This window comes from Rhodopseudomonas sp. (assembly GCF_048594845.1).
Lineage (GTDB): Bacteria > Pseudomonadota > Alphaproteobacteria > Rhizobiales > Xanthobacteraceae > Rhodopseudomonas.
In genome coordinates, this window is sequence record NZ_JBMDXE010000191.1 from 1 (window position 1) to 12,582 (window position 12,582).

A 12,582-nucleotide genomic window follows, 5' to 3' on the forward strand; every position below is an offset into this window, starting at 1 on the left:
CGGAGACCAACGTGCACGTATAGTCGATAGCGGGCACTGAGTGCGTGTCGCCCTCACCCCAGCCTTCTCCCGCAAGCGGGAGAGGGAGCGCGCTGCGACGCGGGGAGAGGCTTGGATCAAACTCAGTTCTGCAGACGCACGCCGAGCATCACCACGGTGGCGTTGTAGCTGCCGCCGGCGACGTTGGAGTCGAGCTGGTCGCGGCGTAGCGTGCCCTTGACCCAGAGCTGGCGGCTCATCTTGTAGATCAGATTGCCCTCGAGCGAATTGAAGCGGTCGCTGCGGCCGGAGCCCTGATAGTCGTAGGTCGCATAGGTGAACTTGCCGACCGCGGTCAGCCAGCGGCGGAAATCGTGGTCGACTTCGGCCGTGTAGGTGCGGGTGAGCACGCCGGAGACGCCGGCGAGCGGCGACTCGTCGATGGTGGTGTCGGCGCCGAGCTTGAATTTGGTCAGCGGCGTGACGGTCCAGATCAGCGACGCGCTGGTGAGCAGGCCCTCGAGCTTGAGCAGCCGCGGATCGCTGTAGGTCCGCGCGGCCCAGCCGATCGAGGCTTCGCCCGTGAGCAGCCGCGTCAGCTCGAAGCTGGTGCCGCCCTTGACGTAGCCGCCGTTGCTGTCGCGCATGTAGCCGTAGCGGTCGACCGCGGTGTCGTGCGTGCGCGTATCCGCCTGACCTTCGACGAACGGCTTCAGCCACGGCAGCACCTCGTAGCTGACGCGTCCGGTGCCGGCATATTGGTTGAAGTTACGATCGTTGTTGGGCTCGGTGCTGCCGTCGGTGAATACCGACTGCTGATAGGTGCGGCGGTCGGCGCTGCCGATCGCCGTGACCTGCAGCCGGTTGAAATTCTGATCGATGCCGCCGGACACGCCGGTCTGCGTATAGATCGGGAATTTCTGCAGGCCGAACGCGTTGTTCGGGCTGCCGGGATTGTCGGTGCCGACGATCACGCGGCCCTGGCCGAGCAGTCTCGTATCCCGCGAGACGTCGATGCGGCCGTCGATATGGCCGTCGAAATCCGGCCGATCGAGATTGCGCGGCGCCGAGGTGACGCCGCTGCCCGGATTGTTGAAGTCGTGGCCGTAGCCGGTGAAGGAGCCGCGCAGATCGGCGACCAGCGCGTGGCGGTCCCAGTCCGACGTCACCATCAGTTCGGGCGACACCTTGTAGAAGCCGGAGGCCTGCGGGGTCGCGATGCGGCCCGGATTGCTGTCGTAGCCGCCGTTGAGTTCGAGCGCGCCCTTGATCAGGAAGCTGCCCGCATAGTCGCCGACCGGACCGAACGGATCGTCGTCGGCCTTGAGCCGGCGGCGCAGCGGCTGACCGGGCAGCGTGCCGTTGAAGGTCGCAGCGACCGGCAGTTTGGCGGCCGCCTGCGACGGCGGCAGCGGGCGGGCCGGCGGCGGCGCAGGCGTCAGCACCGGGGAGCCGGGACCGGCCGATTTCGGGCGGGGCGCGCCGGGGCGCAGCTTCGGCTGCTGCCGCTTGCGGCCGAGCGCGTCATAGCCGGTGCCGGATGCACCGAGGCTCGGCCGCTGTAGGCCGAATTCCGGCGCGGCGCCGAGCCGGGAGGGCGCCCCCCGGCTGCCGCGCATGTCGTCGGTATCGTAGGGATCGGCCTGGCGGGGCGCGCGCGCTGTCTGTGCCTGGGTGGGCTGCAGCGGCCGGTCCTGCTGGGACACGAAGGCGCCGCGCTGCGGCGTGAACAGGTCGCGGGTCAGGCTTTGCGCCTGCGCATGCCCGGCCGTGCCGGCCAGCAGGCACGCCGTCGCCGCCCGCAGCCAGGCCGCGCGGCGGAAGGGGCCCGTTGCTGACGACGCCGTCACGGTCGAAAAACCTCTGCGAAAACAATATGTTGTGGCAAGGAACCGGACCTTGGGGAGCGCCCTCGGGACGGATCATCGTTAATGGAGTAAAAACATTTATGGTTAAGGAGGGGTTGAGAAACGCCCCCAACGATCGGTTGAGAACCTTTCCGAGAGGTATCTGGGCGCGTCGCTTCCCGTACCGTGGCATGCTAGGAAGACGCCGGTCGCTCACTGGCTGAGGATTCGGGACCCCGATGGCTCTTTCCAAACCCCGCACCACGAAAACCGCGATGACCGAGTCCGCTGCCGCCATTCCCTCGGCCCTGCGCACGCTGGAGTCCGAAGCCGAGGGCGTTACCGCGCTGGCCGCGGCGCTGCGCGGCGACCTCGGCGCGGCCTTCGTGGCCGCCGTCGAGATGATCCAGACCGGCAAGGGCCGCCTGATCATCACCGGCCTCGGCAAGTCCGGACATATCGGCCGCAAGATCGCCGCGACCTTCGCCTCCACCGGCACGCCGGCGTTCTTCGTCCACGCTTCCGAAGCCAGCCATGGCGATCTCGGCATGATCACCGCCGACGACGTCATCCTGGCGATGTCGTGGTCCGGCGAGCAGCCGGAAATGAAGAACCTGATCAGCTACGCCAAGCGCTTCAAGATCGCGCTGATCGCCATGACCTCGGATGCCAACTCGACGCTGGCGCAGGCGGCCGAGATCGCCCTGACGCTGCCGAAGGCGCGCGAGGCCTGCCCGCACAATCTGGCGCCGACCACCTCGTCGCTGATGATGCTGGCGCTCGGCGACGCGATCGCGATCGCGCTCTTGGAGAGCCGCGGCTTCACCTCGACCGATTTCAGCGTGCTGCATCCGGGCGGCAAGCTCGGCGCGATGCTGAAATACGCCCGCGACCTGATGCACACCGGCGACGCCATCCCGCTGAAGCCGCTCGGCACCAAGATGTCGGACGCGCTGGTCGAAATGTCCGCCAAGGGGTTCGGCTGTGTCGGCATTGTCGACGGCAACGGCGCGATCGCCGGCATCGTCACCGACGGCGACCTCCGCCGCCACATGCGCCCGGACCTGATGACCGCCACGGTCGACGAGGTGATGACCAAGCGCCCGAAGACGATCAGCCCCAACCTGCTGGCGGGCGAGACGCTCGAGCTGCTGAACTCCTCGAAGATCACCGCGCTGCTGGTCACCGAAGGCAAGAAGCCGGTCGGCATCGTGCATCTGCACGACCTGCTGCGGGCCGGGGTGGCTTAGGGGCCTCACGCCAGTCGGTTCGGGATCTCCCCGCATTCTGCGCCGTCATCCTGAGGTGCTCGCCCGTGAGGGCGAGCCTCGAAGGATGCGGACGCGCTAGCCGGCGCATGCTCCCCTGTGCCCATCCTTCGAGGCCGCCGCTGCGCGGCGGCGCCTCAGGATAACGCCGGGTGTGAGGCGAAGGCCCAAGACCTCCGCACTGCCCTGACGATCAGGAAGACGGCTACGCCGCCGCTACGATCAGATTCACCCCGTCGGCCTGCACGATCTTCACGCGGCTCCCCGCCGGGGCATCCGGGCCGGTGACGCGCCAGAAGGTGTCGTCGATCCGCACCGTGCCGACGCCGCCGACGATCGGCTTTTCCAGCGTGAACTCGCGGCCGACCAGCGCATCGGTGCGGCGGTTGAGGAACGGGTTGGTGGCGTTGGATTCGGCCTCGCCGCCACGCGCCATCCGCCGCCACAGCGGCACCGCGGCGATCGCCAGCACAGCGAACAGCAGGAACTGCGCCTGCCAGGACAGCGCAAAGGCGGCCCCGAACGTAAATGTCGCGAGGCCGGTCAGCAGCGCCGCGAGGCCGAGCCAGAACAGGAAGATCCCCGGAGCCAGCAGCTCCAGCGCCATCAGGATGAAGCCGGCGATCAGCCAGTTCCAGGCGCCGAGCGAATTCAGAATATCGATCATGGTCGCACCTTGCAGAGGCGCTCAGTGTAGCCCGTCATTGCGAGCGAAGCGAAGCAATCCAGCGACGTGCACGGGGCTTCTGGATTGCTTCGTCGGCTTCGCCTCTTCGCAATGACACGGCGAGGTGGTCGGCCTTGCTCGGACGCCTGGTGTCGCAACTGCCTATCCCCGTCATGGCCGGGCTTGTCCCGCCTGCGCGGTCGTAGCCGCTTCGGCGCGGCGAAGGCCCGGCCATCCACGCCTTTGTCGCAACTGAGGCTGCAAGGCGTGGATGCCCGGGAAGAGCCCGGGCATGACGAGTGGAGAGAACGATGCTTCGCAATGGGCTTTGCGTTCGGCTTAGCGCTTACGACGTCTTCGTCGGTCCCGCCGGCGGCACCGAGCCGCCGCGGCGGGCGGCGGCTTGGGCGGAGGCGGCGCTTTCGCCGAAGGTGGCCTTGGCGATCTCGCCGATGCCGGCAAGCGAGCCGAGCATGCTCATCGCCTCCACCGGCAGCATGATCACCTTCTGGTTCGGCGCATCGGCGAGCTGCCCGAACGCCTTGATGTATTTGTCGGCGATGAAGTAGTTCAGCGCCGCGACGTCGCCCTTGCCGATCGCTTCGCTGACCATCTGGGTGGCGCGCGCTTCGGCCTCGGCACTTCGCTCGCGCGCTTCGGCGTCGCGGAACGCGGCTTCGCGGCGGCCTTCGGCCTGTAGGATCTGGCCCTGCTTGGCGCCCTCGGCCCGCAGGATCTCCGACTGCCGCGCGCCTTCGGCCTGCAGGATGTCGGCGCGCTTGACGCGCTCGGCCTTCATCTGCCGGCCCATCGCCTCGACCAGATCGGCCGGCGGCACGATGTCCTTGATCTCGATGCGGTTGACCTTGACGCCCCACGGCGACACCGCGGCGTCGACGACGCGCAGCAGCCGCTCGTTGATCTCGTCGCGATGCGACAGCACCTGGTCGAGATCCATCGAGCCCATCACCGAGCGGATGTTGGTCATCGTCAGCACGATGATGCCCTGCTCCAGATTGGCGACCTCGTAGCTCGCCTTGGCGGCGTCGAACACCTGGAAGAACGCGACGCCGTCCGCCGTCACGCTGGCATTGTCCTTGGTGATGACTTCCTGCTGCGGGATCTCCAGCACCTGCTCCATCACGTTCATCTTGCGACCGACGCGATCGAAATACGGGATGATCAGATTGAGGCCCGGCGACAGCGTGCGGGTGAATTTGCCGAACCGCTCGATCGTCCAGTTGTAGCCCTGCGGCACCGTCTTGACCCCGGCGAACAGCGTCAGGATCACCAGCAGCACGATCAGGATGGAGAAGATATCGAAACCGGACAGATTGTACATTCAGCGTCTCCTGGAGGCCGCCCGCGCGCGGATGCCGGCGCGGTGACGGCGATGCGCTCGCCCGCGCGGCGAAATCGGCGGTCGAACCGCCATGGGTCGTTGCTCAGGATTGTAAGGTTCGAGCGCGGCGAAAGCGAGCGCTGCGGCTGCGGCGTTTATGGCCGCTGGAGCATGACATCAGATCGATCGAAACGTCCTCAAGCACAGAGTCGTCATCCTGAGGTGCGCGCGTAGCGCGCCTCGAAGGATGCGGCCAAGGTGCCCCTGCGGCTCATCCTTCGAGGCCCGCCGCGCCGCGCTGAGCGCGGCCCTGCGGGCACCTCAGGATGACGGCACCGTGTCGAAATGCAGTTTGAATCCATCGAGAACGAGCGGCTCTGTCAGCAGCCGCTGCGGCCAGCTTTTACAACCAGCCTTGCAGCTCGCGCATCACCAGCTGATGGATGACGTCGATGCCGTCGTCGCTGTCGTTGAGGCAGGGGATGGCGGAGAATTCCTTGCCGCCATTGTGCAGGAAGATCTCGCAATTCTCCTGCGCGATTTCTTCAAGCGTCTCGAGGCAGTCGGCGGCGAAGCCCGGCATCACCACCGCGAGCTTGCGGACGCCGTCCTTGGCGAGCTTCTCGATGGTCTTGTCGGTGTAGGGCTGCAGCCACTCGTTGAAGCCGAAGCGCGACTGGAAGGTCAGCAGCAGCTTCTTGTCGTCCAGGCCCATCCGCTCACGCAGCGCCTCGACGGTGGCGACGCATTGCTTCTGATAAGGATCGCCCTTTTCGATGTAGGACTGCGGCATGCCGTGGAACGAGGCCACGATCATCTCGGGCTCGAACGGCAGCGTCGCGAGGTGCTTGTTGATCGAGTTCGCCAGCGCGTCGATATAGGCGACGTCGCGGAAATACGGCGGCGTGACCCGCAGCGTCGGCTGGGCGCGCAGTTCGCGCAGCACGCGAAACGCCTGGTCGCACACCGTGGCGGAGGTCGCCGCCGAGTATTGCGGATACAGCGGCACCACCAGCAGGCGCGTGCAGCCGTGGCGCATCAGCGCCTCAATCCGGTCGCGCATCGACGGGTTGCCGTAACGCATCGCCCAATCGACCATCAGATGGCTGCGGCCGGCCAGCGAGGCGCCGAGCTTCTCGGCCTGGGCGCGGGTGATGGTCTTGAGCGGTGACTCGTTTTTTTCGGTGTTCCAGATCTTCTGATAGTCCTTGGCCTTGCGGGCCGGACGGGTGTTCAGAATGATGCCGTTCAGCGCCAGCTTCCAGAAGATGCCCTGGTTTTCGATCACCCGGGGATCCGACAGGAACTCGCGCAGATAGATCCGCACACCCTTGGTATCGCAGGTGTCCGGGGTGCCGAGATTGACCAGCAGCACGCCGACGCGCTCGGGCTCGGGGGCCGGAACGGGCGCGGGACCGTGGATGGGAACAATCACCGTCATGATGCTGGTTGGCTTCGCGCTTTGGCCTATCGTTGTCAAGACGACGCGATGACTGCGGGGCGTGCGATCAACGCGCTTGTCGGCTGACTCGGTAGTTAGGGTCCGATCGCCGAACCACAACGGGTGCGTCCCGACATCGTCCCGACCTGTCCGACGTTACGACCCGGCTGGTTAAAGACAGGTCACACGTTCGGCCGCCACGTAACCCAGTAAAAGTCCGATGCCGAACAGCAGCACCAGCCCGGCAGCGCCGAATTCGATGCCGCGCATCACCAGCGCGCCGCTGCCGGCCTGACCGGCCGCCAGCCGCTTCGCCACGCCCTTGGCCGAGACCGCGATGCTGGCGATGGTCGCGACCGTGATGAAGGTGCCGAGCCCCATCATGAAGGTGGCGGCGACGCCGGCCCAGAACAGGTTCTGCGCCAGCGCGAACACCAAGACCAGGATGGCGCCCGAGCAGGGCCGGATGCCGACCGTCAGCACTGCGCCAAGCCCGCGCCGCCAGCCGTCCGGGCCGGCGAGTTCCGACGGATCGGGCCCGTGCGAGCACTGGCTGCACGTTTCGTCATGGGCATGGTGATGATGCGCATGATCGTGATGGTCGTGGCCGTGATGATCATGCCCGTGATGATGGTGGTCATGGCCGTGGTCGTGACCATGATGATGATCGTGGCCGTGGGCATGGCCATGATCGTGGCCGTGCTGATGGTCGTGCCCGGTATGGGCCTGCAGGGCGTGGCTGTGGCCGTGATCATGGGGATGATCATGGTCGTGATGCGCGTGAGCGTGTGGCGTGTGTCCCGCATGCGCCAGCGCGGGCGCTGGGGCGAGCGCGAGGCCGGAGCGGCGCGTCGTGGCCTGCAGTGCGCGGAAGAAGCCGCCGCCCTTGCTCCACACCAGCCGCGCGCCGAACGCCGCGATCAGGCCGTAGCTGGCGATCTCAATGACCCGCTCGGCGCTGCACATCGTCTTGGCGGTGGCGTTGAGCAGCCAGGCGCAGACGCCGACGATCAGCACCGCGACCAGCGCCTGCAGCATCGCCGAAACGAACGACAGCACGACGCCGCGCCGCGCGGTTTCCTCGTTGGCGATCATGTAGGACGAGATCACCGCCTTGCCGTGGCCGGGGCCGGCGGCGTGAAAGATGCCGTAGGCGAACGAAATGCCGAGCAGCGTCCAGACCGCGGTGCCGTCGGCTTTCGCGGCCCGGATCGTCGCCGACATCTGCTTGTAGAACGCCGACTGCTGCGCCAGCAGCCAACCGATGACGCCGCCGGCTTGCGGCTCGGGCGCGGACTTGGGAGCGCCGAAGGGATTTTGCGCGAAGGCGGCGTGCAAGGTGGCGTCGGCGAGGACACCGGCGGCGAGCAGCGCGAGGCAGAGAAACGCCAGCGTCGAGAGCGACCACCCCGCCCCGTCATGGCGAGCGAAGCGAAGCAATCCAGCCCGGTGCATTGCGCTGGATTGCTTCGCTCCGCTAGCAATGACGGAGCTGGCTCTGTGCTGATGATCCGACGTAACGTCTCGTTTCGGCTCCATCACGGGCACTTGACCTCGATCTTGTTGGCGAACATCGCGCCGTAGTTCGAATTATCGCCGTTCAGGAAGTTGTCCTCGGACATCCGCTGCGCGTTGGCGCTGCCGTCGGACGGGCGCTGGAACTGGAAGCTGCAGCCGGCCGGCGCACCGGCGAGCTTGATCGGATCCTTCTCGGCGAAGGTGAAGTCGATGAAGTAGGTCGGGTCGAACACTTCGACCGCGAGCTCGGGGCTCTTCACCGGCGTCTTCAGCGGCAGATAGAAGTGCAGCATCAGCACGCCGTCCTTGTGGGTCAGATAGTAGTCGACCGGCTCGCCGAACTTCTGCTTCTTGCCGTTCACCTTGGCGAAGGTGAAATAGGCGAATTCCTTCAGCGACTCGACATTGGTCTGCGCCAGCGGCGCGAGATCCTCGCGGGTGTAGACGCCCTTCTGCTTGGTCTCGATGCCCTGCAGCGCATAGGTCGAGAACATGTCGTCGAACGCCCAGGCATGACGCACGCCGGTGAACGAACCGTCTGGCCCGTACACCAGCTCGCTGGTGGCGGTGATCCAGACGTGGGGGTGGGCGTGGGCGGCGGCGACGCCGGCGGTGAGCGTCAGCGCAGCGACCAACACCGACCGGAGCGCGGCGAGGCGAAGCCAGCCGAACATGGGCTACGCGGCCTCCGGGGTGTCGAGCAGGCCGCGGCGGCGGAGCAAGGCGTCGGGCTCGGGGGCGCGGCCGCGGAAGGCGATGTAGGCTTCCTCTGGATCGCGCGAACCGCCGGACGAATAGATGTCGTCGCGCAGCCGCTTGGCGACGGCCGGATCGAAGATGTTGCCGGCCTCCTCGAACGCGCCGAAGGCGTCGGCATCCATCACTTCGCTCCACATGTAGCTGTAGTAGCCCGAGGCGTAGTGATCGCCGGAGAAGATGTGGCCGAACTGGGTCGGCCGGTGCCGCATCGCGATCTCCTCGGGCATGCCGATCTTGGCGAGCTCGCGCTGTTCGAACGCGCGGACCTCGCCGACGCTCGCGGCCGGCTGGGTGTGGAACTCCAGGTCGAGCAGCGCCGACGACACGAACTCCACCGTGGCAAAGCCCTGGTTGAACTTTCGCGCGGCAATGAAGCGCTTCAGCAGATCGTCGGGCAGCGGCTCGCCGGTCTGGTAGTGGCGGGCGAACTGCTGCAGCACCTGCGGCTGCTCCTGCCAGTGCTCGTACAGCTGCGACGGCAGCTCGACGAAGTCGGTGAACACGCTGGTGCCCGACAGCGACGGATAGGTGACGTCGCTCAGCATGCCGTGCAGGCCGTGACCGAATTCATGGAACAGCGTGCGGGCATCGTCGGGCGACAGCAGCGACGGCTCGTCGCCCGCGCCCTTGGCGAAGTTGCAGACGTTGATGATCAGCGGCGAGACATTGCCGTCGAGCTTCTGCTGGTCGCGCAGCGAAGTCATCCAGGCGCCGGAGCGCTTCGACGGCCGGGCGTAGTAATCGCCGTAGAACAGGCCGCGATGAGCGCCATCGGCGTCCTTCACTTCCCAGACGCGCACGTCCGGGTGCCACACCGCGACGTCCTTGCGCTCCTCGAAGGTGACGCCGAACAGCCGGGTTGCGGTGTCGAACGAGGCGGCGATCATGTTGTCGAGCGACAGATACGGCTTGATCGCCGCGTCGTCGAAATTGGCGCGGCGCTGGCGCAGCTTCTCGGCGTAATAGCGCCAGTCCCAAGGTGCCAGCTTGAAGTTGCCGCCTTCCTCGGCGACCAGCTCCTGCAGCGCGTCGCGGTCGGCGAGCGCGCGGGCGCGCGCCGGCTTCCACACCCGCTCGAGCAGGCCGCGCACCGCCTCGGGAGTCTTGGCCATCGAATCGGCGAGCCGATAGGCCGCGAAGGTCGGATAGCCGAGCAGCTTGGCGCTCTCCTCGCGCAGCTTCAGGATGTCGCCGATCAGCGCGTTGTTGTCGTTGGCGTTGCCGTTGTCGCCGCGGGCGATGAAGGCGCGATACACCTTCTCGCGCAGGTCGCGGCGGCTCGACATCTTCAGGAACGGCTCGACCGAGGAGCGCGACAACGTGATCACCGCCTTGCCGGGCATGCCGCGTTCGTCCGCCGCGGCCTTGGCGGCGGTGACGAAGCTGGCCGGCAGGCCCTCGGTGTCGCCCTCGCCCAGTTCCATGAACCACTCCTGCTCGTCGCCGAGCAGATGGTGGCTGAAATTGGTGCCGAGCTGCGCCAGCTGCTCGTTGATCTCCGCCATGCGCGCCTTGGCGGCGTCGTCGAGACCAGCGCCGGAGCGGTGGAAGCGGGTGTAGGTGCGCTCCAGCAGCCGCTGCTGCTCGGGCGTCAGGTTCAGGTCGTTGCGCTTGTCGCGCAGCGCGGCGATGCGGCCGAACAGCACCGCGTTCATCATGATCGGATTCCAGTGCCGCGCCATCCGCAGCGACACCTCCTTGTCGATCTCCAGCAGCGCCGGATTGGAGTGCGCCGAAACCAGATCGTAGAACACCGCCGCGACGCGGTTCAGCAGCTTGCCGGAGCGCTCCAGCGCCGTGATGGTGTTGTCGAAGTCAGGCTCGGACGGATCGTGGGTGATGGCGGCGATCTCCGCCGCATGATCCGCAAAGGCCTGCTCGAACGCCGGCATGAAATGCTCCGGCGTGATGGCGGTGAACGGCGGCGTCTCAAATGGCGTGGTCCAGGCATCGAGCAGCGGATTGTCCGCGCGCGGGGCTGCGGCAATCGGTCCGGAAGCTTCAGACATCAAGAAATCCTGCGTTGGCGTCGCGACTTGCGAACATATAGCACCCGGTGGGGCTTTTTTGCGCCATCCGGCCCGACTGGCGCGCGATTATTCATCGCAGCGCCCGGCGCCCAGGTTGAGCGCCCAAGTGCTGACACTTTGCAGGATCATCGCCTTGCGCTTGCCGCGGCGGCCATTTTCGGAGAGATTGCGCGCCGCCCGAGAGGATTTGAGACCGATGAGCAAGACTTCCGCCCCGACCGCCTCCCGCCAGATCGCCTGGCCGAGTGTCGTCACCGTCATCAGCGCCGCCATCCTGATCGGCGCGGAGGTGTTCGGCGCTGCTTTCGCCGGCGGCTGGGCGCTCTCGATCCTGTTCGGGCTCGACACTGTCTCCGAGCATATCCTGCAGGCGGTGCTGTTCATCCTCGGCGTCGTCGTGATGGCCGGCTTCATCCGCAACGCGCAGCGCATCGAGCCGTTCTTCAAGCGCTCCTGAGCACGCAGCCGCGCGAAGCCGCCGCTGTTAACTCCATCTTCACTCCTCGGCCCGCGAAACTCCGCGCTAAGCGTGAGTTGTGCCTGTGGCACAGCGATTTTCTGAGACTGCGCGCGCGACCGCACGCCTCCGCAAACACCGTCAGCTGTTAGTCATCTTGAACAGACGTTCATGTTGAGCCGTGTTGTTCGTGGCTCATTAGCAACGCTGAGCAACGACGTCGGAAAAAACGCCGCGGCGGCCAAAAAAATTGTTGCGGACCCGGACTGAAACACCTATCTCCCGTCTTGCCCAATTTCGCACGTGCCTGTGGTCGTGTGTCGATCGGTAGGTATCCGGACAAGAGGCCGGACAGCCGCCAAGGGATGAAGAAGCCGAGGGTCGTTCGATCGTCAGATCAAAGCGGCCAGCATCTCTCTCAAGAGATGCCGTTGAAGGTAACTTCTTCTCTTGCAACCGTGATCGGCAGCCGGAGGCGAACCGGCGCACCCCGCTCTCAACGGGGGACGCGACTTAAAGCAACGACGGAGCGGGCTTTTTTGGTCTCTGCTGGCTTTCCATCAGCCAGCGCGAATACCGAAGAGGCTTGTCCTTCATTGCCAGGCGAGCGGGCGGGATCACTCCCAACCAATCGACGGCAGCACTGTCTACCCGAGCTGATCGCTCGTCGCGCCTCCATCGCGTGACGGCGCCGCAGTCGTCGGGCCGACGTCACTGTTGAACGCGTCCGTCGCTGGGCGTTTGGGAGAGTGCCATGACCGAACGTATTCGGGAATTTCTGCGCGACCGTCGCACCCAGGGTCTCGATGTCGAGCCGTGCCTGGTCGTCGATCTCGACGTCGTGCGCGACAACTTCACCAGCTTCGCCCGGGCGCTGCCGGACAGCCGCGTGTTCTACGCCATCAAGGCGAACCCGGCGCCGGAAGTGCTGTCGCTGCTGGCCTCGCTCGGCTCGTGCTTCGACTGCGCCTCGGTGCAGGAGATCCAGATGGCGATGGCCGCTGGCGCGACGCCCGACCGCATCTCGTTCGGCAACACCATCAAGAAGGAGCGCGACATCGCGCGCGCCTACGAGCTCGGCATTCGCCTGTTCTCGGTCGACTGCACCCCCGAGGTGGAGAAGATCGCGCGCTCGGCGCCCGGCTCGAAGGTGTTCTGCCGCATCCTGTACGATTGCGCCGGCGCCGAGTGGCCGCTGTCGCGCAAGTTCGGCTGCGATCCGGAGATGGCGGTGGACGTGCTCGACAACGCCAAGCGTCTCGGCCTGGAAGCCT

The 12,582-nt window shown here is 66.3% G+C and carries 10 protein-coding genes and 1 pseudogene; 3 read left to right on the top strand and 8 right to left on the bottom strand.

Annotated elements, in window-relative coordinates:
* Positions 1 to 122: 122 nt before the first annotated feature.
* Positions 123 to 1,829, bottom strand: a complete 1,707-nt coding sequence (locus ACOJTD_RS12220; protein ID WP_420133180.1) for an outer membrane beta-barrel protein — start codon at positions 1,827 to 1,829, stop codon at positions 123 to 125.
* 236 nt (positions 1,830 to 2,065) lie between these two features.
* Here ACOJTD_RS12220 and ACOJTD_RS12225 point away from each other — a divergent pair, with 236 nt between their 5' ends.
* Positions 2,066 to 3,076 (top strand): KpsF/GutQ family sugar-phosphate isomerase, encoded by a 1,011-nt coding sequence (locus ACOJTD_RS12225; RefSeq protein ID WP_420133181.1) that lies wholly within the window; start codon positions 2,066 to 2,068, stop codon positions 3,074 to 3,076.
* Between the two features lie 223 nt (positions 3,077 to 3,299).
* Here the strand turns inward: ACOJTD_RS12225 and ACOJTD_RS12230 are convergent, their stop codons facing one another.
* The 7 genes from ACOJTD_RS12230 to ACOJTD_RS12260 form a co-directional block, all read right to left on the bottom strand.
* Positions 3,300 to 3,761, bottom strand: coding sequence for an NfeD family protein (locus tag ACOJTD_RS12230; RefSeq protein WP_420133182.1), 462 nt, complete (start codon positions 3,759 to 3,761; stop codon positions 3,300 to 3,302).
* 346 nt (positions 3,762 to 4,107) lie between these two features.
* Positions 4,108 to 5,094, bottom strand: a complete 987-nt coding sequence (locus ACOJTD_RS12235; protein WP_420133188.1) for an SPFH domain-containing protein — start codon at positions 5,092 to 5,094, stop codon at positions 4,108 to 4,110.
* A gap of 412 nt (positions 5,095 to 5,506) precedes the next feature.
* On the bottom strand, positions 5,507 to 6,544 hold the full coding sequence (gene hemH, locus ACOJTD_RS12240) for a ferrochelatase (RefSeq protein ID WP_420133183.1): 1,038 nt from the start codon (positions 6,542 to 6,544) through the stop codon (positions 5,507 to 5,509).
* A 171-nt stretch (positions 6,545 to 6,715) separates the two neighbouring features.
* On the bottom strand, positions 6,716 to 7,984 hold the full coding sequence (locus tag ACOJTD_RS12245) for a nickel/cobalt transporter (RefSeq protein WP_420133184.1): 1,269 nt from the start codon (positions 7,982 to 7,984) through the stop codon (positions 6,716 to 6,718).
* 98 nt (positions 7,985 to 8,082) lie between these two features.
* Positions 8,083 to 8,736, bottom strand: coding sequence for a DUF1007 family protein (locus tag ACOJTD_RS12250; protein ID WP_420133185.1), 654 nt, complete (start codon positions 8,734 to 8,736; stop codon positions 8,083 to 8,085).
* 3 nt (positions 8,737 to 8,739) lie between these two features.
* On the bottom strand, positions 8,740 to 10,830 hold the full coding sequence (locus ACOJTD_RS12255; protein WP_420133186.1) for a M3 family metallopeptidase: 2,091 nt from the start codon (positions 10,828 to 10,830) through the stop codon (positions 8,740 to 8,742).
* 87 nt (positions 10,831 to 10,917) lie between these two features.
* Positions 10,918 to 11,055: a hypothetical protein gene (locus ACOJTD_RS12260; RefSeq protein ID WP_420133187.1), complete on the bottom strand. Its 138-nt coding sequence runs from the start codon at positions 11,053 to 11,055 to the stop codon at positions 10,918 to 10,920.
* Between ACOJTD_RS12260 and ACOJTD_RS12265 the strand changes: the two genes are divergently transcribed.
* Together ACOJTD_RS12265 and ACOJTD_RS12270 are read left to right on the top strand one after the other, a co-directional pair.
* Positions 11,048 to 11,308 (top strand): hypothetical protein, encoded by a 261-nt coding sequence (locus tag ACOJTD_RS12265; RefSeq protein WP_378387539.1) that lies wholly within the window; start codon positions 11,048 to 11,050, stop codon positions 11,306 to 11,308. The genes ACOJTD_RS12260 and ACOJTD_RS12265 overlap by 8 nt on opposite strands.
* Positions 11,309 to 12,062: 754 nt before the next feature.
* Positions 12,063 to 12,582, top strand: a pseudogene (locus tag ACOJTD_RS12270) (ornithine decarboxylase); the annotation flags it as partial.